This window comes from Pseudomonas sp. TE6283 (assembly GCF_054060555.1).
This window is the reverse complement of the sequence record NZ_JBSSDH010000013.1, coordinates 38,755-57,823: the sequence shown is the minus strand read 5'-3', so window position 1 is coordinate 57,823 and position 19,069 is coordinate 38,755. Positions and strand designations below refer to the sequence as shown.

The following is a 19,069-nucleotide window of genomic DNA, read 5'->3' as shown; positions in this document are numbered from 1 at the left end:
AGCGCTGGATTATAACGAGGGTTTCGATAGGGTGCCATCCGAAAGATCCGTTTGTGCTATGCGAAGAAAGGTCGCCGCGAACTCGTCCGGCGGCAGCGGCAGGCTGACGATGTAGCCCTGGATCTGTTCGCAGCCTTCGGCGGCCAGGAAGCGCTGCTGCGCCTGGTTTTCCACGCCTTCGGCAATGATCGTCAGCTGCATGCTGCGGCCCAGGGCGATGATGGCGCGGGCGATGGCAGCGTCGTGGGGATCGTCCGGCAGGCCGCGGATGAACGACTGGTCGATCTTGAGGATGTCCAGCGGCAGGCGCTTGAGGTAGCTGAGTGACGAGTAGCCGGTGCCGAAGTCGTCGATGGCCAGCTGAACGCCCAGCAGCTTGAGCTGGTGCAACACGCTCAACGCTTCCTCGGCCTGGCTCATGATGAAGTTCTCGGTGATCTCCAGCTGCAGGTCGCCGGCCTTGAGCTGGTAGCTGTGCAGCAGCTGTTCGATGCGCCGGGCCAGATTGGGCTGGCGCAACTGGGCGCCGGCCAGGTTGATCGAGAGCGGGCCGAAGGCGTGGTAGGCCTTCTTCCAGGCGTGCATCTGCCGGCAGGCCTGCTCCAGCACCCAGTCGCCGAGCTGCAGGATCGTGCCGTTCTCCTCGGCCAGGTGGATGAACTGCTCAGGCGGCACTTCGCCGAACGTGGGGTGTGTCCAGCGGACCAGCGCCTCGGCGCCGACCAGGCTCTGGGTCTTGAGGCTGAACTTGGGCTGGTAGCACAGGCTCAGCTCGTTGCGCTCGATGGCGCGGCGCAGTTCGTGCTCCAGGGCGATGCGTTCACTGGCCTGGGTGGTGAGCTCGCGGGTGTAGGCCTCGACGCGGTTGCGACCCTTGGCCTTGGAACGGTACATCGCGGCGTCGGCGTTGCGGATCAGGCTGGCGACATCGGTGCCGTCCTGTGGGTACAGGCTGATACCGATGCTGGCGCTGGTGAAGAACTCGTGCTCGCCGGCCTGGAACGGTGCATGGAAGCCGGCCAGCAGCTTGTTGGCGATGGCGCTGGCATCGCTGGGTTTGTGCAGGCCGGGCAGGAGGATGATGAACTCGTCGCCGCCGAGGCGGGCCACGGTGTCCACGTCGCGCACCTGCTCCTTGAGGCGCTGGGCGATGCCCTTGAGCAGCAGGTCGCCCACCGGGTGGCCGAGGCTGTCGTTGATGTGCTTGAAGCGGTCGAGGTCGAGGAACAGCACCGCGCCCTGGCGGTTGGATACCTGGGCGCAGGTCAGCGCGCCCTGCAGGCGGCTTTCGAACAGGGCGCGGTTGGGCAGGCCGGTGAGCGGGTCGTGGTGGGCCTGGTAGTCAAGTTTGGCCTGGGCGTGCTTGAGGCTGGAGATATCGGCGAACACGGCGACGAAGTGGGTGATCTCGCGCTCGTGGTTGCGCACGGCGCTGATGGTCAGCCAGCCGGGGTACAGCTCGCCGTTCTTGCGCTTGTTGAAGATTTCGCCCTGCCAGTGGCCCTCGGCGGTCAGCTGGTGCCACATGGCGGCGTAGAAAGCGCTGTCGTGCTGGCCGGAGGCGAGCAGGCGCGGGGTCTGGCCGAGGGCTTCGATCTCGCTGTAGCCGGTGATCTCGCTGAAGGCGCGGTTGACCGCGCTGATACGCTGGTCGGTGTCGGTGATCAGCACCCCCTCGGCGGTGTTCTCGAACACCGTGGCGGCCAGTTGCAGCTTTTCCTGCATCAAATGGCGCTCGGTGATGTCGCGGGCGATGGTCAGCATGCAGTCGACGCCGCCGATCGGCAGTGGCCGGGCGGACAGCTCGCAGAGACGGATCTGCCCGTCGCTGCGACGGATATGGCAGCTGAAGTCGCGTACGAAACCGTCGCGCTGCAGTTGATCGACCAGGCGCTGGCGCTCGTTGAGGTCGACCCAGATGCCCAGGTCCAGCGAGGTCTGGTCGACCGTGGTGCTGATGTCGTAGCCGGTCAGGCGGCAGAAGCCTTCGTTGACCTCCAGCAGCAGGCCGTCGCTCTGGCGCGACAGCAGCAGGCCGTCGGGGGAGGCGTGGAAGGCCTTGGCGAACTTCTCTTCGGAGGTCTGCAACTGTTGCTGGGTTTCCTTGAGCTGGCTGATGTCGCGGATCGCCACCACCAGTGCCGGCATACTGTCCAGTTCGAAGGTTTCGGCCGAGGTCAGGCCGGTGAACAGTTCGCCGTTGCTGCGGCGGAAGGTCATTTCCAGGTTGCGAATGCCGCCCCGGTGCAGGCGTTCGAGCAGCGCCGGGCCGGTACCGGCCACGCCCCACAGGCCGAGCTCGGTGGCGGTGCGACCGATCACCTGGGTGGGGCTCAGGCCGATCAGCTCCTCGAAGGCTTCGTTGACCTCCAGCAGGCAACCATCGCTGTGCCGGGCGATGATCAGGATGTCCGGACACTGCTGGAACACCGAGGCGAACTTCTGCTCCGACAGGCGCAGGGCATCCTCGGTGTGCTTGGTTTCACTGATGTCGATCATCAGCCCGCGCATCAGCGGCTTGTGGCCGTGCTCGATCATGCTGACGATGTTGCGTACCCACAGGGTGTGGCCGTCGGCGCGGATCACCCGGTAGTCGAGGCTGTGGTCGCGCCCGGCTGCCGTTTCGCTGTCGCAGTAGGCCTGCGCCCAAAGGGCGTCCTCCGGGTGCAGGATGCTGCGCCAGAAGCCGGGCTTGAGCCATTGCGCCGTGGGGTAGCCGAGCAGGTCCTCGGCATGGGGCGAGACGTAGCTGTAGCTGAAGTCGTTGGCGTCGGCTTCCCAGGCCACCGCCGACAGGCTCTCGACCAGGCCGCGATAGTGGTACTCGCTGCTGCGCAGTTCCTGCTCCAAGGCGATGCGCCGGGAAATCTCCGAGCTCAGGCGCCGGTTGATGCGGATCACCACCGCCAGTATGGCCATCAGCACCAGCACCGCCGGCAGGCCATAGAGCAGCACATCGTGCCAGAAGGTCCGTTGATCGACGACATTGCCCACCCAACGCTGCTGGATACGGCTGACTTCGCTGCTGCTCATGTCGGCTATCACCTTGTCGAGGATGCCGACCAGCACCTTCTGCTGCCGGGGCACGGCCATGGCCAGCTGGTAGCGGTACGGTGTCTCGCCGCTGACGTACAGGCCGTCCAGCTTGAGCTGGCGCAGGCTCCAGATGCTCGAGGCAAGGTCGCCGACCACTGCGTCCACTTCGTCGGTGGCCAGGGCCTGCAGGGTCGAGCTGACGTTGGGCATGGCCACCAGGTTGAGGTCGGGGTGGTGGGTGCGCAGCAGCTCGTGGGGGGCGTAGTTTTCCACCACGGCGATCTTCAGGCCGTAGAGGTCCTTGAGGTTGCGTGGTTGCGCGCCGCCGGAATGGGCGAGGATGACGATCGGGAAGTCCAGGTAGGGGCGGGTGAAGGCCAGGTAGTTCTGGCGCTCCGGGGTGGACATGATCCCGGGGAGCAGGTCGAGGCGATTGCTGCGCGCCTGTTCGAGCACTTCTGTCCAGCTGCTGGGCTCGATCGGCTTGAGGGTGATCCCCAGGCGATCCTGGATCGCGGCGATGTAATCGGCGGCCAATCCCTGGTAGCGACCTTCCTGGTCGCGGAACTCGAACGGCGGCCATGAAGCATCGACGCCCAGGCGCAGCTCGGGGTGGGCGCTGAGCCAGGCTTGTTCCTCGTCGGTCAGGGTCAGGGCGCCGGCCGTTGTGTTCCAGGTGAGCAGGAGCAGCAACAGGAAGGCCGGCATCATGGGCATAGCGGCCTCTCGATCAGGGGGTCTGATTCGAGTGTAGACGGGCATTCCACCCGCTGGGTAGACAGTGGCAACGACCTTCTGTCACATAAGAAAAACCCCGGCCTGGGCCGGGGTTCGTCTTTACTCGTCGAGGAAGGAGCGCAGATGCTCGCTTCGCGTCGGGTGGCGCAGCTTGCGCAGCGCCTTGGCTTCGATCTGACGGATCCGCTCGCGGGTCACATCGAACTGCTTGCCTACCTCTTCGAGGGTGTGGTCGGTGTTCATGTCGATGCCGAAACGCATGCGCAGCACCTTGGCTTCACGTGCGGTCAGGCCCGAGAGCACGTCACGGGTCGCTTCCTTGAGGCTTTCGACCGTGGCCACGTCGATCGGGGACTGCATGGTCGAGTCCTCGATGAAGTCGCCCAGGTGCGAATCTTCGTCGTCACCGATCGGGGTTTCCATGGAGATCGGCTCCTTGGCGATCTTCAGGACCTTGCGGATCTTGTCCTCAGGCATCTCCATGCGTTCGCCCAGCTCTTCCGGGGTCGGTTCGCGACCCATTTCCTGCAGCATTTGCCGGGAAATGCGGTTGAGCTTGTTGATCGTCTCGATCATGTGCACCGGGATACGGATGGTGCGCGCCTGGTCGGCGATCGAGCGGGTGATCGCCTGGCGGATCCACCAGGTGGCGTAGGTCGAGAACTTGTAGCCGCGACGGTATTCGAACTTGTCCACCGCCTTCATCAGGCCGATGTTGCCTTCCTGGATCAGGTCGAGGAACTGCAGGCCGCGGTTGGTGTACTTCTTGGCGATCGAGATCACCAGACGCAGGTTCGCCTCGACCATTTCCTTCTTGGCGCGGCGGGCCTTGGCTTCGCCGATGGACATGCGACGGTTGATGTCCTTGATCTCGGCGACGGTCAGGCCGGTCTCGGTCTCGAGGTCGATCAGCTTTTGCTGGCAGGCGACGATGGCGGCGTCTTTCTCACCCAGGGCGGCGGCCCACTTGGTGTTGCGCTTGGCCAGGTCACCGGACCAGGTCTGGTCGGTCTCGTTGCTCGGGAACAGGCGCAGGAAGTCGGCGCGCGGCATGCGGGCATCACGCACGCACAGCTGCATGATGGCGCGTTCCTGCTGGCGCAGACGGTCCAGGGCGCTGCGTACACGCTCGACCAGTGCGTCGAACTGCTTCGGCACCAGCTTGATCGGCATGAACAGGTCGGCAAGGGCCTGCATGGCGCCGATGCTGTCCTTGTGGCCTCGACCGTGCTTCTTCAGCACCTTGAGGGTGTCGATCAGCTGATCCTTGACCGCACCGAAACGCTGCGCGGCAACGACCGGATCCGGACCGCTTTCGGCCTCTTCCTCGTCATCGCCGTCGGCGTTTTCTTCGTCTTCTTCGTCTTCCTCTTCCTTCGCTGCAGCGGCCTTGGCACCTGGAATCGGCACTTCTTCGGTCGGCGCGGCGATGTTGTCATCAGGGTCGATGTAACCGCTGAGAACGTCAGACAGACGGCCACCTTCGCTGGTGACGCGATCATATTCGCCGAGGATGTAGTCGACGGTGCCCGGGAAGTGAGCAATGGCGCCCATGACTTCACGGATGCCTTCCTCGATACGCTTGGCGATTTCGATCTCGCCTTCGCGGGTCAGCAGCTCGACGGTACCCATCTCGCGCATGTACATGCGCACCGGGTCGGTCGTGCGGCCGATATCGGTCTCAACTGCCGCCAACGCGGCTGCGGCTTCTTCGGCTGCGGCTTCGTCGGTGTCGGCTTCCGCCAACAACAGGGCATCCGCATCCGGAGCACTCTCGAATACGTTGATCCCCATGTCGTTGATCATGCGGATGATGTCTTCCACCTGTTCCGGATCTGAAATATCCTCAGGCAGGTGGTCGTTGACCTCCGCGTAAGTCAGGTAGCCCTGCTCACGACCGCGGGTGATCAACTCTTTGATACGAGATTGCTGTTGCGCTTTTCCGGACATAACACCCTATCCACTGAAGGTCTTGGCGGGCAAAAAACAAGCCGAGGATTATACCCGAACCTGGACCTCACGCGCCAGATGAGGTCGGGTTTTGTGCTGGAACATTGCGTCTGAGCAGTTCGCGAAGCTTGGCGGTTTCTTCCCCGTCCAATTCGATTTGACGCGATTTTCTGATCAAATGTTCCAAGATGCGCTCGCGCTGGCGAGCTGACAAACTAGTTATAGTGTCGAAAAACTGTTGTTCAAGGTTGTCGGCATCGATCAACCACTCCTTTTCCGCCAGGGCGCGCAGCAGGCGGCCCTGCTCGGTGCCGTGCCAGCGTGCGATCAGCTGCATTGAGCTTAGCTTAGGATTCTTCTGCGCGGCCTCGATCAGCGCCACCAGCAGCTGGCTGTACATCTGCTCTTCGTCGGCGAAGTGGCTGGCGTCCTCGACCTTGCCGGCCAGCAGGGGGTGGTGCAGCAAGGTGCGCAGGGCCGAGAGTGTCGGCGGTTCGACCGGCGCGGGTACCCGTGGTGGGGCTTCGCCGCGCTGGCCGTCGCGCTGCCAGGGCTTGCCGCCTTTCTTGTCCCATGGCTTGCCGTCCCACTGTTTCTTGCTACCGCCTTTGTTTGGCGTCCAGGGACGTTGCTCCTGCTGCTGCGGCGTATAGTCGGGCTGGTAGTGCATGTCGCCATGGTCAGGCGTGTAGCTGGCCATGGCGTCGTAATCGTAGCCGGGATCGTAGTCCGGCACGCTTGGCGTTGGCGCGCTCTGCGCCAGCTGCTCCATCTGCTGCGGGTCAAGCCCGGTGATGTCCTTCAGGCGGTTGCGCATCAATTGGCGCAGGTTGGCGCCCGGCACTTTCTCGATCAGCGGCGCGGCCAGTGTGACCATGTGCGCCTTGCCTTCCAGCGAGCGCGGGTCGGCTTCGTTGCTCAACTGCTCGAAGAAGTAGTCTGCCAAAGGCTGGGCGTGCTGGTTGATGCGGGCCTGGAAGGCGTCGGTGCCTTCGGCGCGCACCAGGCTGTCCGGATCTTCACCCTCGGGCAGGAACAGGAAGCGCGCCCGGCGGCCATCCTGCAGGCTCGACAGGGTCGCCTCCAGGGCGCGCCAGGCGGCCTTGCGACCGGCCTGGTCGCCGTCGAAGCAGAACAGCACGCTGGGCACCACGCGGAACAGGCGCTTGAGGTGCTCCTCGCTGGTGGAGGTGCCGAGGGTGGCCACCGCGTTGCGCAGGCCTTGTTGGGCCAGGGCGATGACGTCCATGTAGCCCTCGACCACGATGATCTCGTCGAGGTTGCGGTTGTGCTTGCGCGCCTCGTACAGGCCATACAGCTCCTGGCCCTTGTGGAACACCGGGGTTTCCGGGGAGTTCAGGTACTTGGGCTTGTCGTCGCCCAGTACCCGGCCGCCGAAGGCGATGACCCGGCCACGGCTGTCGCGGATCGGGAACATCACCCGATCACGGAAACGGTCGTAGCGCTTGCCGCTCTCGGCGTTCTCGATCAACAGGCCTGCGTCGATCATCACCTTTTGCTGCAGCGCGTCGGCGCCCAGGTGCTTGAGCAGGTTGTCCCAACCCGGAGGAGCGAAGCCCAGGCCGAAGTCGCGGGCGATCTCGCCGGACAGGCCGCGACCCTTGAGGTAGTCCACCGCTGCCTTGCGAGTGGCATGGCCGCGCAGGGCCTGGCGATAGAACTCGCTGGCTGCTTCCAGCAGCGGGTAGAGCGGTGAATCGGTTGGCTGGCGCGGCTTCTGTCCGCGGCGGCCCTCTTCCCGGGGTACCTCCATGCCGGCCGCGCGGGCCAGCTCCTCGACCGCCTGGGGGAAGTCCAGGTTGTCGTGGTCCATGATGAAGCCAAGCGCGTTGCCGCCGGCGCCGCAGCCGAAGCAGTAGTAGAACTGCTTGTCGGGGCTGACGGTGAAGGAGGGGCTCTTTTCCTTGTGGAACGGGCAGCAGGCGGACAGGTTCTTGCCGGTCTTCTTCAGCTGGACGCGCGAACTCACCACATCGACGATGTCGGTGCGGTTGAGAAGGTCATCGATGAAGCTCTGGGGAATCAGCCCGGCCATGGCAGCCTCGTCATCTGGCAACTGGCAAGTCTAAACGCTTGTGCGCGGGTTTGGCGTGGGGTGTCGCAGGAAGAGGTGTGTGCTCGTCACCAGCCCATGAAGGGCTCGTCAGAAAGGACGTGCACGCCTGGTCGAGGACCAGTTCTGACGCGTTGATGCGGGTTGCCCGTGGCTTTTGCCGGGGCACCCAAGGCGCATGGCCAAGGGTTTGAAGCGACCGCTGCCATCAGCCCGGCACAAGGCCGGGCATGGCAGAAGCTTTGCGTAGAACGGCTGTACTTAGTACAGACGAACGGCGCGGCGCTGTTCGCGCTGAACCTTCTTGGCGTGACGCTTTACAGCGGCAGCGGCTTTGCGCTTGCGCTCGGCGGTCGGCTTCTCGTAAAACTCGCGGCTACGAACTTCAGCCAGTACACCGGCTTTTTCGCAGGAGCGCTTGAAACGACGCAGAGCTACGTCGAAGGGTTCGTTCTCTTTAACTTTGACGGCTGGCATCCAGGGCTACCTTAATTCATTACCGGGGTAGACGTGCTCCTGGCAAAACATAAGGTGTGCTGGAGAACGTCGGTTTTCAAGGGTTGCGGATGTTAACCCTTAGCTGGCCGGAATGCAAAGCCTCTGATCGAAAACCGCTGGTCGGCACCGGACACGGGGACTATCATGCGCGCCTTCGAATTCAGCCTCAACAAGGCACGGACCCATGCTAGTACTGGGATTGGAAACATCCTGCGACGAAACTGGCGTCGCATTATACGACAGTGAGCGCGGCCTGCTGGCCGATGCGCTGTTCAGCCAGATCGACCTGCACCGCGTCTATGGCGGCGTGGTACCCGAGCTCGCCTCGCGCGACCACGTCAAGCGCATGCTGCCGCTGATTCGCCAGGTGCTGCAGGAAGCCGACTGCGTCGCCACCGAGATCGACGCCATCGCCTACACCGCAGGTCCCGGCCTGGTCGGCGCGCTGCTGGTGGGCGCCTCCTGCGCCCAGGCGCTGGCCTTTGCCTGGGATATTCCGGCGATCGGTGTGCACCATATGGAAGGCCACCTGCTGGCGCCTATGCTCGAGGAGCAGCCGCCGGAATTTCCGTTCGTCGCTTTGTTGGTGTCGGGCGGCCATACCCAGCTGGTGCGGGTCGATGGCATCGGTCAATACGAGTTGCTGGGCGAGAGCCTGGACGACGCCGCAGGCGAAGCCTTCGACAAGACCGCCAAGCTGATCGGCCTCAATTATCCGGGCGGGCCGGAAATCGCCCGCCTGGCCGAGCAGGGCACGCCCGGGCGTTTCGTGTTCCCGCGGCCGATGTGCGATCGGCCAGGCCTGCAGTTCAGCTTCAGCGGCCTCAAGACCTTCGCCCTGAACACCTGGCAGCAATGCCGCGACGCCGGGGACGACAACGAGCAAACCCGTTGCGACGTGTCGCTGGCGTTCCAGCAGGCGGTGGTGGAGACTCTGACCTTCAAGTGCAAGCGTGCGCTCAAGCAGACTGGCCTCAAACGCCTGGTCATCGCCGGTGGTGTGAGCGCCAACAAGGCCCTGCGTGTTTCGCTGGAAGAAATGCTGGCCAGCATCAAGGGCAACGTCTATTACGCCCGTCCACGGTTCTGCACCGACAACGGCGCGATGATCGCCTATGCCGGTTGCCAGCGCCTGTTGGCCGGGCAGCGGCAGGACCTGGCCATCAGTGTGCAGGCGCGCTGGCCGATGGAGCAGTTGCCGGCGGTGTGAAAGGTGCCGGGCTTGTGCGAACGTTTCAGAAGTGGCGTTCGCGCCCGGCGAACAGGTCGCGCAGGTTGCTGCGGTGGCGCCAGACGATCAGGATCGTCAGCACCGTCATCGGCAGCAGCGCTTCGGGTTCGCGCCAGGCCAGCAGCGGCAGCGTCAATGGCGTGGCGATCAACGCCGCCAGCGAGCTGGTGCGGGTGAGGTAGAAGGTCAGCAGCCAGGCGCCGATGGCCAGCAGCGCGGCGGGAAAGTACAACGCCATGAGCATGCCGGCGGCAGTGGCCACGCCCTTGCCGCCCTGGAAGCGGAAGTACACCGGGAACAGGTGGCCGAGCACTGCGCAGATGCCGACCCAGGCCTGTTCCTGCTGGTCGAGCCCGGCCAGGCGGGCCAGCAGTACTGGCAACATGCCCTTGCACAGGTCGCCGAGCAGCGTCAGGATCGCCAGTTTGCGGCCGGCCAGGCGTAGCATGTTGGTCGCGCCGGCATTGCCCGAGCCGCTGGAGCGCGGGTCGGGACTGCCGCTGAGGCGGCTCAGGACGATGGCGAAGGACAGAGAGCCGAGCAGGTAGGCAAGCAGCGCCAGTGACCAAAACATGCTAACTATTCCGGGCGAGGACGCCCTGATTCTAACGGCGCCCGTCGCCCTTGTCGTGCTGTGGAGAGAAGTGCTTGGACAGAGTGTTCATCGAAGGCCTGGAAGTCGATACCGTCATCGGTGCCTATGACTGGGAGCGGGATATTCGCCAATGCCTGCGCCTTGACTTGAGTTTCGCCTGGGACAACCGCCCGGCGGCGGCCGGTGACGACCTGTCGCTGGCCCTGGACTACGCCAGTGTCTCGGCGCGCGTCCAGGCCTTCGCCGAGCAGGCGCGCTTCGAACTGGTGGAGACCTTTGCCGAGCGTCTGGTGGCGGTGCTGATGGAAGAGTTCAAGATCCCGTGGGTGCGGCTGAAACTGACCAAGCCGGGTGCGGTGCCTGCGGCCCGGGGCGGCGTTGGCGTGGAGATCGAGCGCGGATGTCTCTGAGTACCGTATATCTCGGGCTGGGCAGCAACATCGACCGCGAGCGGCACCTGTGCGCCGGGCTCGATGCCCTGGCTGCGATACTCATCGACATGCGTTGCTCGCCGGCGTTCGAAAGCCAGGCAGTGGGTATCAAAAGCGGGCCATTCATCAACTTCGTGGTGACCGGCAAGACTGACCTGCCGCTGCTGGAGCTGGACCGCCGGCTGAAGTTCATCGAAGCGGAAAATGGCCGCTACGCACCCGACCGCAAGGGCCTTCCGCTGGATATCGACGTGCTGCTGTACGACGATCTGCATGGCACCTTCAACGGCTTGGTGCTGCCGCGGGCGGAGATCCTGAAGAACGCGTTCGTGCTGTGGCCCTTGTCTTTGCTGGCGCCCCAACGGGTGCACCCTGGGGTCGGCAAGCCCATGGCACAGTTGTGGGAAGAGGCGAGCATCGATCAGGTACTGGCGCCGGTGCCGTTCGAGTGGCGTGGGCTGCAGCTCACGCAGGTCTGAGCCGCACTTGCGATCGCGGAGCAAGCCCTCTTCCACCAATCGGACTTGCTCCCCGCGATGGGCTCACTGCTGCGTGTAGGCCTTCAGCGCCTCAAGCCTTTGCGCCTTCAGCGCTTCCCCCAAGGCTTGGCCGGTCAGCCCCTGTTGCACAAGTGGCTTCACATCCACGGCCCGAGCCGCCGCAGCTGCATCGCGCAGATACCTGCCTTGTGGATAACTCGAGTCCACTGCCGCCATTTCACACGCGGCAATGAAGTCGTCGAAACGCTGCGGCCGACGATACACATCAAACTTCTGCAGCATTTCCAGCAGGCTTGTCGGCTCAAGTGCCAGAGCTTGATCGGCCTGTTCGGCGAACTCCCCCACCAGTACCGCCAGTTCCTGGCATTCGCGTGGGACCTTGAAGCGCTGGTTGAGTGCTTTGATCGCCGTTGATTCCAATCCGCGCAGCAGGCAAGCCCAACGCACAGGCAGGGATTGCTGGTGCCTGGCCGCCTGGTGCAGTGCAGTCAGTGTATCGGTGCCGTGCTCCAGCTCTGGCATAAGCTCTTTCAGGGCGCCGCAACTGCGCAGCACCTCGACGAACACCTGTGGCTCGTTTTCCATCAATGCCCGTTCGATCTCCTTCCAGCTGCGTTCGGCAGTAAGCGCCTGCAGTTCGCCCGACTCGGCGATCTGCCGCATGAGGGCCAGGGTTTCGTCGGCAACCTCGAAACCCAGAGGTGCATAGCGCGCCGCAAAGCGCGCAACACGCAACACTCGCAGTGGATCTTCTGCGAATGCCGGGGAAACATGGCGAAGGATGCGGTTATCCAGGTCGGCCTTGCCGTGGTAGGGGTCGTACAGCTGGCCGTGCTCATCCTCGGCCATGGCGTTGATGGTCAGGTCGCGGCGAATCAGGTCTTCTTCGAGGGTGACGTCGGGGCTTGCGTGGAAGGTGAAACCGCCATAACCGCGCCCGCTCTTGCGCTCGGTGCGGGCCAGGGCGTACTCCTCACCGGACCTGGGGTGAAGAAAAACCGGAAAATCCGCGCCCACCGGGCGGTAGCCCAGGGCCTGCATCTGTTCGACGCTGGCGCCAACCACCAGCCAGTCGACGTCGCTGACCGGACGGCCGAGCAGGCGGTCACGCACAGCGCCGCCAACCTTGTAGATCTGCATGTGAAACCTCCATTTCTGCCGACAGGATACCTTGTCGGCAGAAATGGAGGTGGGTGATGGCTAGAGGTGGTGTACCACGGCCAGGTCCATGCGTCCGTAGTCGCCGGCCTCGCTGTGCTCGCAGCGCGGTGGCATGTGGTGGGTCTTCATCACCTGATCGCCCTGCACGGTCTCCAGGTGAATGTCGAAGCCCCACAGGCGGTGCAGGTGCTTGAGCACCTCCTCGGTGGAGTCGCCCAGGGGTTTGCGGTTGTGCTGCTGGTGGCGCAAGGTCAGCGAGCGGTCGCCACGCCGGTCGATGCTCCAGATCTGCACGTTGGGCTCGCGGTTGCCCAGGTTGTACTGTGCGGCCAGCTGCTCGCGGATGGTGCGGTAGCCGTCCTCGTCATGGATCGCCGGCACCAGCAGGTCGTCGCGCTGGTCGTCGTCGAGGATGCTGAACAGCTTGAGGTCACGCATCACCTTGGGTGACAGGTACTGCAGGATGAAGCTCTCATCCTTGAAGCTGCTCATGGCGAACTTGATCGTCGACAGCCAGTCGCTGCCGGCGATGTCCGGGAACCAGCGGCGATCCTCCTCGGTAGGGTGCTCGCACATGCGGCGGATGTCGGTGTACATGGCAAAGCCCAGGGCATAGGGGTTGATGCCGCTGTAATACGGGCTGTCGAAGCCTGGCTGGAACACCACGCTGGTGTGCGACTGCAAAAACTCCATCATGAAGCCTTCGGTGATCAGCCCCTCGTCGTACAGGTCGTTCATCAGGGTGTAGTGCCAGAAGGTCGCCCAGCCTTCGTTCATCACCTGGGTCTGGCGCTGCGGGTAGAAATACTGGGCGATCTTGCGCACGATGCGCACCACTTCGCGCTGCCAGGGCTCCAGCAGCGGGGCGTGCTTCTCGATGAAGTAGAGGATGTTCTCCTGGGGTTCTGCCGGGAAGCGCGCGTCGTCTTTCTCGCCGCCCTTTTCGGCGCCCTTGGGGATGGTGCGCCAGAGGTCGTTGATCTGCCGCTGCAGGTGCTCCTCGCGCTCCTTCTGCCGGCGGCGTTCTTCCTCGGCGGAAATGGGGTAGGGGCGCTTGTAGCGGTCCACGCCGTAGTTCATCAGGGCATGGCAGGAGTCGATCAGGTCCTCGACGGCATCGATGCCGTGGCGCTCCTCGCATTGGGCGATGTACTGCTTGGCGAACACCAGGTAGTCGATGATCGAGCTGGCGTCGGTCCAGGTGCGGAACAGGTAGTTGCCCTTGAAGAAGCTGTTGTGGCCGTAGCAGGCGTGGGCGATCACCAGTGCCTGCATGCACATGGTGTTCTCTTCCATCAGGTAGGCGATGCACGGATCGGAGTTGATCACGATCTCGTAGGCCAGGCCCATCTGGCCACGGCTGTAGGACTTCTCGGTACTGAGGAACTGCTTGCCGTAGGACCAGTGGTGATAGCCCAGCGGCATGCCCACCGAGGCGTAGGCGTCCATCATCTGCTCGGCGGTGATCACTTCGATCTGGTTGGGGTAGGTGTCCAGGGCGTAGCGGGCGGCCAGGCGACTGATCTCGCGGTCGTAGGTCTGGATCAGCTCGAACGTCCATTCGGAACCGGTGGAAATGGGCTGGCGTCTCTGCTCTCTGGCGGTCATGTGGCTAACCTGCGCTGGAAGAGTTCACGGAAGACCGGGTAGATGTCGCCGGCCGATACCAACTGCTGCTGGGCGAAGGTGTCGGGGAACGCCTCGCCGATGCGCTCGTATTCGTACCACAGCGCCTGGTGTTCGCGTGGGGTGATCTCGACGTAAGTGTAGTACTGCACGTGCTGCATGATCTGGTTGGCGAGAATGTCGCGGCAGATCGGCGAGTCGTCGTTCCAGTTGTCGCCGTCCGAGGCCTGGGCGGCGTAGATATTCCAGTCACTGGCCGGGTAACGCTCGGCCATGATTTCCTGCATCAGCTTGAGCGCGCTGGAGACGATGGTGCCGCCGGTCTCGCGGGAATAGAAGAACTCTTCCTCGTCCACTTCACGGGCGCTGGTGTGATGGCGGATGAACACGACCTCGATGCGGTCGTAGTTCCGCTTGAGGAACAGGTACAGCAGGATGAAGAAGCGCTTGGCGATGTCCTTGGTGGCCTGGGTCATGGAGCCGGACACGTCCATCAGGCAGAACATCACCGCCTTGGAGCTGGGGTTGGGCTGCTTGACCAGCAGGTTGTACTTCAGGTCGAAGGTGTCGAGGAACGGCAGGCGGTTGATGCGCGCCTTGAGGCGTTCGATCTCGGCCTCGGTGTCCTGGATGTCGGTGAAGTTGTCCGGTTCCTCGACCTTGAGCCGCTCCAGTTCCTTCTGCGCCTCGCGCAGCAGGGCGCGGCTGCTGCCGGTCAGGGCGATGCGTCGGGCATGGGCCGAGCGCAGGGTGCGCACGATGTTGATGCGCGACGGGTTGCCCTCGTTGGCAATGCCTGCGCGCACGGTCTTGAAGGTGTCGGCCCCGGTCAGGTGGCGCTTGACCAGGTTGGGCAGCTCCAGGTCCTCGAACATGAATTCGAGGAATTCTTCCTGGGTGATCTGGAACACGAAGTCGTCCATGCCCTCGCCGGAGTTGCCCGCCTTGCCGCGGCCACCGCCACCGCCGCCACCTTGTGGTCGGGCGATATGTTCGCCGGCGGTGAATTCCTTGTTGCCGGGGTGGACGATGGTCTGCTTGCCGCCGCGACCGTGGTGCAGCACGGGTTCGTCGATGTCGCGACCCGGGATGCTGATCTGTTCGCCATGCTCCATGTCCATGATGGAGCGGCGGCTCACGGCCTCTTCGACGGCCTTCTTGATGTGTTCACGGTAACGCCGCAGGAAGCGCTGGCGGTTGACCGTGCTCTTGTTCTTGCCGTTCAGGCGTCGGTCGATTACGTAGCTCATGGTCCCTCCGGTAGCTGGGAACAGCTGCACGCTTCAAGCTACGAGCTGCACGTAAAAGCAGCCGCCGCCGCCCGGGCCGGCAAGGCCAGCCTCGGACGCACGGCGTGTAGCGTGTCGCCTTATTGCGATTTCCTGACCCGCAGGTACCATTCCGACAGCAGTCGAACCTGCTTGTCGGTGTAGCCACGCTCCACCATCCGGGTGACGAAGTCGTTGTGCTTCTGTTGATCCTCCTTGCTGGCCTTGGCGTTGAAGCTGATGACCGGCAGCAGGTCCTCGGTGTTGGAGAACATCTTCTTCTCGATCACTACCCGCAGCTTCTCGTAGCTGAGCCAGCTGGGGTTCTTGCCGTTGTTGTTGGCCCTGGCGCGCAGCACGAAGTTGACGATCTCGTTGCGGAAGTCCTTCGGATTGCTGATGCCGGCCGGCTTCTCGATCTTCTCCAGCTCCTCGTTGAGGGCGATGCGGTTGAGGATCTCGCCGGTTTCCGGGTCGCGGTATTCCTGGTCCTGGATCCAGAAGTCGGCGTACAGCACATAGCGGTCGAAGATGTTCTGGCCGTATTCGCTGTAGGACTCCAGGTAGGCGGTCTGGATCTCCTTGCCGATGAACTCGATGTAGCGCGGCGCCAGGTATTCCTTCAGGTAGCGCAGGTAGCGCTCGCGCACCTCGGCCGGGAACTGCTCCTGCTCGATCTGCTGCTCCAGCACATACAGCAGGTGCACCGGGTTGGCCGCCACCTCGTGAGGGTCGAAGTTGAACACCTTGGAGAGGATCTTGAAGGCGAAGCGGGTCGACAGGCCGTTCATGCCCTCGTCGACGCCCGCGGCGTCGCGGTACTCCTGGATCGACTTGGCTTTCGGGTCGGTGTCCTTGAGGTTCTCGCCGTCGTACACACGCATCTTCGAGTAGATGTTGGAGTTCTCGGGCTCTTTCAGGCGCGAGAGCACGGTGAACTGGGCCAGCATCTTCAGCGTGTCAGGCGCGCAATGGGCCTTGGCCAGGGAGCTGTTGACCAGCAGCTTGTCGTAGATCTTGATCTCGTCGCTGACGCGCAGGCAGTACGGCACCTTGACGATGTAGATCCGGTCGATGAAGGCCTCGTTGTTCTTGTTGTTGCGGAAGGTATGCCACTCCGATTCGTTGGAGTGGGCCAGCAGGATCCCGGAGTAGGGGATCGCGCCCAACCCCTCGGTGCTGTTGTAGTTGCCTTCCTGGGTCGCGGTGAGCAACGGGTGCAGGACCTTGATCGGCGCCTTGAACATCTCGACGAATTCCATCAGGCCCTGGTTGGCCCGGCACAGCGCACCCGAATAGCTGTAGGCGTCGGCGTCGTTCTGCGGGAATTCCTCGAGCTTGCGGATATCCACCTTGCCCACCAGGGCCGATATGTCCTGGTTGTTCTCGTCGCCCGGTTCGGTCTTGGCGATGGCGATCTGGTTGAGGATGGACGGGTAGAGCTTGACCACCCTGAACTTGCTGATGTCGCCGCCGAATTCCTGCAGGCGCTTGGTGGCCCAGGGCGACATGATGGTGTTGAGGTAGCGGCGCGAGATGCCGTATTCCTCTTCGAGGATCTGGCCGTCCTCGGCGGCGTTGAACAGGCCCAGGGGCGATTCGAACACCGGCGAGCCCTTGATGGCGTAGAACGGCACCTTCTCCATCAACTGCTTGAGTTTCTCGGCCAGCGACGATTTACCGCCGCCCACCGGGCCCAGCAGGTAGAGGATCTGTTTCTTCTCTTCCAGGCCTTGGGCGGCGTGGCGGAAGTAGGAGACGATCTGGTCGATGCACTCTTCCATGCCATGGAAGTCGGCAAAGGCCGGATAACGGCGGATCACCTTGTTGGAGAAGATCCGCGACAGCCTGGAGTTGCTTGAGGTGTCGATCAGCTCTGGTTCGCCGATGGCCAGCAACAGCCGCTCGGCCGCCGAGGCATAGGCACTGCGATCCTCTTTGCACAGCTCGAGGTACTCCTGCAGCGAAAGTTCTTCCTGGCGGGTGGACTCGAAACGTTGTTGGAAGTGGCTAAAAATGCTCATGACGTCACCTCGCTCGATACGTGGAGACGACGCCGGATCAGTCAGCTGATGCTGGCATGCAACCGGGCTCGCCGATTGCTGTATACCCCCCAGAACACCTTGGAACGCTACCGATGACCCGCACGCCGGTGTACCGGCTCTCCCCTTTTTTGGATGGCCTGGGCTTAAGGATAGTTGGTTATACGCAAGGTCAAGGGCGGGGAGCCGAGAAGACGCCTGCGACCGTTCGTCAGGTCGGGCGCAAGCCCGCGCCGAGCGCGGGCTGGAGGAAAAATGAAAAAATTATTCGGCGCTGCCCTGGGCGGTTTCCGCCGGGTAGGTGTTGCGCCACAGCTCGAAGCCACCATCGATGCTGTAGACGTTGGAGAAGCCCTGGCCGACCAGGTAGGCGGCGGCGCTCTGGCTGGAATTGCCGTGGTAGCAGACAACCAGTGTAGGCGCGTCCAGGTCGGCGTTGCGGATGAAATCGGCAACCGAGTGATTATCCAGATGAGTGGCGCCGACGATGTGCCCGGCGGCAAAGGCCTGCGGGTCGCGAATGTCGACCACGACCGCGCCTTGCGCACGCAATTCGAGGGCTTGCTCGGGGGTAATGCGCTTGAATTCGCTCATGGGTGCGGTTCCTTCAGGGATGTTCATTGAGTGGCGCCGGCGGGCGTGGGGTGCCCTCGCGGGTGCAGTCGCAGCGGTGGAGTTCACCACTGTCGACATTGTACAGGGTCATCGCGCCGCCCCAGACGCAGCCGGTGTCCAGGGCGATCACGCCGGGCACGTCGACACGGCCTTCGAGGGCGGCCCAATGGCCGAAGAGGATCTTCACATGGCGCGAGCGACGGTCCGGGTGGGCAAACCACGGCTTGTAGCCCTTGGGGGCGCTGTCGGCGCCCTCCTTGGTCTTGAGGTCGAGCTTGCCGGCGGCGGTGCAGAAGCGCATGCGGGTGAAGTAGTTGGTGATCACCCGCAGGCGTTCGACGCCGGCCAGGTCCTTGCTCCACTTGTTCGGCTCGTTGCCGTACATGCCGTCCAGGTACAGCTTCAGGCGGCTGTCGTCGCGCAGCACTTCCTCGACCTCGGCCGCCAGCTCCAGCGCTTTGCCCAGGGTCCATTGCGGCGGGATGCCAGCATGGACCATGGCGATGCCACGGACTTCGTCGTAGTGGAGCAGCTTCTGTTGGCGCAGCCAGTCCAAGAGCAGGTCGGCGTCCGGGGCTTCGATGATATCGCGCAGGGTGTCGCTTTTCTTCAGGCGCTCGACGTTGTGCCAGGCCGCCAGCAGGTGCAGGTCGTGATTGCCCAGCACGCAGACCAGTGCATGGCGGATCGAGTAAAGGTAGCGCAGGGTCTCGAGGGACTCGGGGCCACGGTTGACCAGGTCGCCCACCAGCCACAGACGGTCGACCGCCGGGTTGAAGCGCACGCGTTCGAGCAGGCACTTGAGCGGTTGCAGGCAGCCTTGCAGGTCGCCTACTGCATAGGTGGCCATCAGTGCAGGGCCCCAGGCACGGCAAGGCGGAATGGGGCAATCGTGGCGTCGAAGCGCTTGCCGTCTTCGGCGAACATCTGGTAGCTGCCCTGCATGGTGCCGACGCGGGTGCTGATGACCGCGCCGCTGCTATAGGTGTGGCTTTGGCCGGGCTCGATCAGCGGCTGCTGGCCGATCACGCCGGCGCCACGCACTTCCTCGACTTCGCCGTCACCGTTGGTGATCAGCCAGTGGCGGGACATCAGCTTGGCCTTGAGCGTGCCGTTGTTTTGCACGGTGATGGTGTAGGCGAAGGCGAAACGGCTGCTTTCGGGATCGGATTGTTCTTTGAGGTAGCGGGTCACGACGCTGACGTCGATCTGATAGCGGGGGTCGGACATGCAAGGGCCTTGGGCAAACTGACGCAATAACGCAGTCTAGGCCATTGGCGGGGGTGGAGGCCAGTTATCACTGA

General features: G+C 63.5%; 15 protein-coding genes. 3 read left to right on the top strand and 12 right to left on the bottom strand.

Annotated elements, in window-relative coordinates:
- Positions 1-9: 9 nt before the first annotated feature.
- From ACVWZ5_RS17590 to rpsU, 4 genes are all read right to left on the bottom strand, one after another.
- Positions 10-3,753, bottom strand: coding sequence for an EAL domain-containing protein (locus ACVWZ5_RS17590; RefSeq protein ID WP_457340758.1), 3,744 nt, complete (start codon positions 3,751-3,753; stop codon positions 10-12).
- Positions 3,754-3,873: 120 nt separating this feature from the next.
- Positions 3,874-5,724, bottom strand: coding sequence for an RNA polymerase sigma factor RpoD (rpoD, locus tag ACVWZ5_RS17585; RefSeq protein WP_062575398.1), 1,851 nt, complete (start codon positions 5,722-5,724; stop codon positions 3,874-3,876).
- A gap of 67 nt (positions 5,725-5,791) precedes the next feature.
- Positions 5,792-7,780, bottom strand: a complete 1,989-nt coding sequence (dnaG, locus tag ACVWZ5_RS17580; protein WP_186599577.1) for a DNA primase — start codon at positions 7,778-7,780, stop codon at positions 5,792-5,794.
- Positions 7,781-8,059: 279 nt separating this feature from the next.
- Complete coding sequence (rpsU, locus tag ACVWZ5_RS17575; RefSeq protein ID WP_003255575.1) at positions 8,060-8,275, bottom strand: 30S ribosomal protein S21; 216 nt, start codon at positions 8,273-8,275, stop codon at positions 8,060-8,062.
- Between the two features lie 205 nt (positions 8,276-8,480).
- On the opposite strand from rpsU, the gene tsaD reads away from it, so the two are divergent.
- Positions 8,481-9,506, top strand: a complete 1,026-nt coding sequence (gene tsaD / locus ACVWZ5_RS17570) for a tRNA (adenosine(37)-N6)-threonylcarbamoyltransferase complex transferase subunit TsaD (RefSeq protein ID WP_062575396.1) — start codon at positions 8,481-8,483, stop codon at positions 9,504-9,506.
- A 25-nt stretch (positions 9,507-9,531) separates the two neighbouring features.
- Here tsaD and plsY read toward each other — a convergent pair whose 3' ends face one another.
- The gene (gene plsY / locus ACVWZ5_RS17565; RefSeq protein WP_028689042.1) at positions 9,532-10,101 is read right to left on the bottom strand and encodes a glycerol-3-phosphate 1-O-acyltransferase PlsY; all 570 of its coding nucleotides are present in this window, start codon (positions 10,099-10,101) and stop codon (positions 9,532-9,534) included.
- 74 nt (positions 10,102-10,175) lie between these two features.
- On the opposite strand from plsY, the gene folB reads away from it, so the two are divergent.
- Together folB and folK are read left to right on the top strand one after the other, a co-directional pair.
- A complete protein-coding gene (gene folB / locus ACVWZ5_RS17560) occupies positions 10,176-10,532 on the top strand; it encodes a dihydroneopterin aldolase (protein WP_028689041.1) in 357 nt (118 codons plus the stop codon).
- Positions 10,523-11,032 carry a 2-amino-4-hydroxy-6-hydroxymethyldihydropteridine diphosphokinase gene (folK, locus tag ACVWZ5_RS17555; RefSeq protein WP_028689040.1) on the top strand — a complete coding sequence of 170 codons (510 nt, stop codon included), beginning with the start codon at positions 10,523-10,525 and terminating at the stop codon, positions 11,030-11,032. Before folB ends, folK begins: the two co-directional genes overlap by 10 nt.
- Positions 11,033-11,095: 63 nt before the next feature.
- Here the strand turns inward: folK and ACVWZ5_RS17550 are convergent, their stop codons facing one another.
- The 7 genes from ACVWZ5_RS17550 to apaG form a co-directional block, all read right to left on the bottom strand.
- Positions 11,096-12,193, bottom strand: a complete 1,098-nt coding sequence (locus ACVWZ5_RS17550; protein WP_062575394.1) for a hypothetical protein — start codon at positions 12,191-12,193, stop codon at positions 11,096-11,098.
- 60 nt (positions 12,194-12,253) lie between these two features.
- Positions 12,254-13,822 carry a SpoVR family protein gene (locus ACVWZ5_RS17545; RefSeq protein ID WP_457340757.1) on the bottom strand — a complete coding sequence of 523 codons (1,569 nt, stop codon included), beginning with the start codon at positions 13,820-13,822 and terminating at the stop codon, positions 12,254-12,256.
- Positions 13,819-15,090, bottom strand: a complete 1,272-nt coding sequence (locus ACVWZ5_RS17540) for a YeaH/YhbH family protein (RefSeq protein WP_062575392.1) — start codon at positions 15,088-15,090, stop codon at positions 13,819-13,821. Before ACVWZ5_RS17540 ends, ACVWZ5_RS17545 begins: the two co-directional genes overlap by 4 nt.
- Before the next feature lie 119 nt (positions 15,091-15,209).
- The gene (locus tag ACVWZ5_RS17535; protein WP_028689036.1) at positions 15,210-17,132 is read right to left on the bottom strand and encodes a PrkA family serine protein kinase; all 1,923 of its coding nucleotides are present in this window, start codon (positions 17,130-17,132) and stop codon (positions 15,210-15,212) included.
- Positions 17,133-17,414: 282 nt separating this feature from the next.
- Positions 17,415-17,744: a thiosulfate sulfurtransferase GlpE gene (gene glpE, locus ACVWZ5_RS17530; protein ID WP_062575391.1), complete on the bottom strand. Its 330-nt coding sequence runs from the start codon at positions 17,742-17,744 to the stop codon at positions 17,415-17,417.
- Positions 17,745-17,757: 13 nt separating this feature from the next.
- Positions 17,758-18,615 (bottom strand): symmetrical bis(5'-nucleosyl)-tetraphosphatase, encoded by an 858-nt coding sequence (locus tag ACVWZ5_RS17525; protein WP_062575390.1) that lies wholly within the window; start codon positions 18,613-18,615, stop codon positions 17,758-17,760.
- Positions 18,615-18,995, bottom strand: a complete 381-nt coding sequence (gene apaG, locus ACVWZ5_RS17520; protein WP_062575389.1) for a Co2+/Mg2+ efflux protein ApaG — start codon at positions 18,993-18,995, stop codon at positions 18,615-18,617. Before apaG ends, ACVWZ5_RS17525 begins: the two co-directional genes overlap by 1 nt.
- Positions 18,996-19,069: the final 74 nt, after the last annotated feature.

What these genes read in the sequence shown, in the direction of transcription:
- ACVWZ5_RS17590 (WP_457340758.1), bottom strand. Translation starts at nt 3,753, where the DNA reads ATGCCCATGATGCCGGCCTTCCTGTTGCTGCTCCTGCTCACCTGGAAC.
- rpoD (WP_062575398.1), bottom strand. Translation starts at nt 5,724, where the DNA reads ATGTCCGGAAAAGCGCAACAGCAATCTCGTATCAAAGAGTTGATCACC.
- dnaG (WP_186599577.1), bottom strand. Translation starts at nt 7,780, where the DNA reads ATGGCCGGGCTGATTCCCCAGAGCTTCATCGATGACCTTCTCAACCGC.
- rpsU (WP_003255575.1), bottom strand. Translation starts at nt 8,275, where the DNA reads ATGCCAGCCGTCAAAGTTAAAGAGAACGAACCCTTCGACGTAGCTCTG.
- tsaD (WP_062575396.1), top strand. Translation starts at nt 8,481, where the DNA reads ATGCTAGTACTGGGATTGGAAACATCCTGCGACGAAACTGGCGTCGCA.
- plsY (WP_028689042.1), bottom strand. Translation starts at nt 10,101, where the DNA reads ATGTTTTGGTCACTGGCGCTGCTTGCCTACCTGCTCGGCTCTCTGTCC.
- folK (WP_028689040.1), top strand. Translation starts at nt 10,523, where the DNA reads ATGTCTCTGAGTACCGTATATCTCGGGCTGGGCAGCAACATCGACCGC.
- ACVWZ5_RS17550 (WP_062575394.1), bottom strand. Translation starts at nt 12,193, where the DNA reads ATGCAGATCTACAAGGTTGGCGGCGCTGTGCGTGACCGCCTGCTCGGC.
- ACVWZ5_RS17545 (WP_457340757.1), bottom strand. Translation starts at nt 13,822, where the DNA reads ATGACCGCCAGAGAGCAGAGACGCCAGCCCATTTCCACCGGTTCCGAA.
- ACVWZ5_RS17540 (WP_062575392.1), bottom strand. Translation starts at nt 15,090, where the DNA reads ATGAGCTACGTAATCGACCGACGCCTGAACGGCAAGAACAAGAGCACG.
- ACVWZ5_RS17535 (WP_028689036.1), bottom strand. Translation starts at nt 17,132, where the DNA reads ATGAGCATTTTTAGCCACTTCCAACAACGTTTCGAGTCCACCCGCCAG.
- glpE (WP_062575391.1), bottom strand. Translation starts at nt 17,744, where the DNA reads ATGAGCGAATTCAAGCGCATTACCCCCGAGCAAGCCCTCGAATTGCGT.
- ACVWZ5_RS17525 (WP_062575390.1), bottom strand. Translation starts at nt 18,615, where the DNA reads ATGGCCACCTATGCAGTAGGCGACCTGCAAGGCTGCCTGCAACCGCTC.
- apaG (WP_062575389.1), bottom strand. Translation starts at nt 18,995, where the DNA reads ATGTCCGACCCCCGCTATCAGATCGACGTCAGCGTCGTGACCCGCTAC.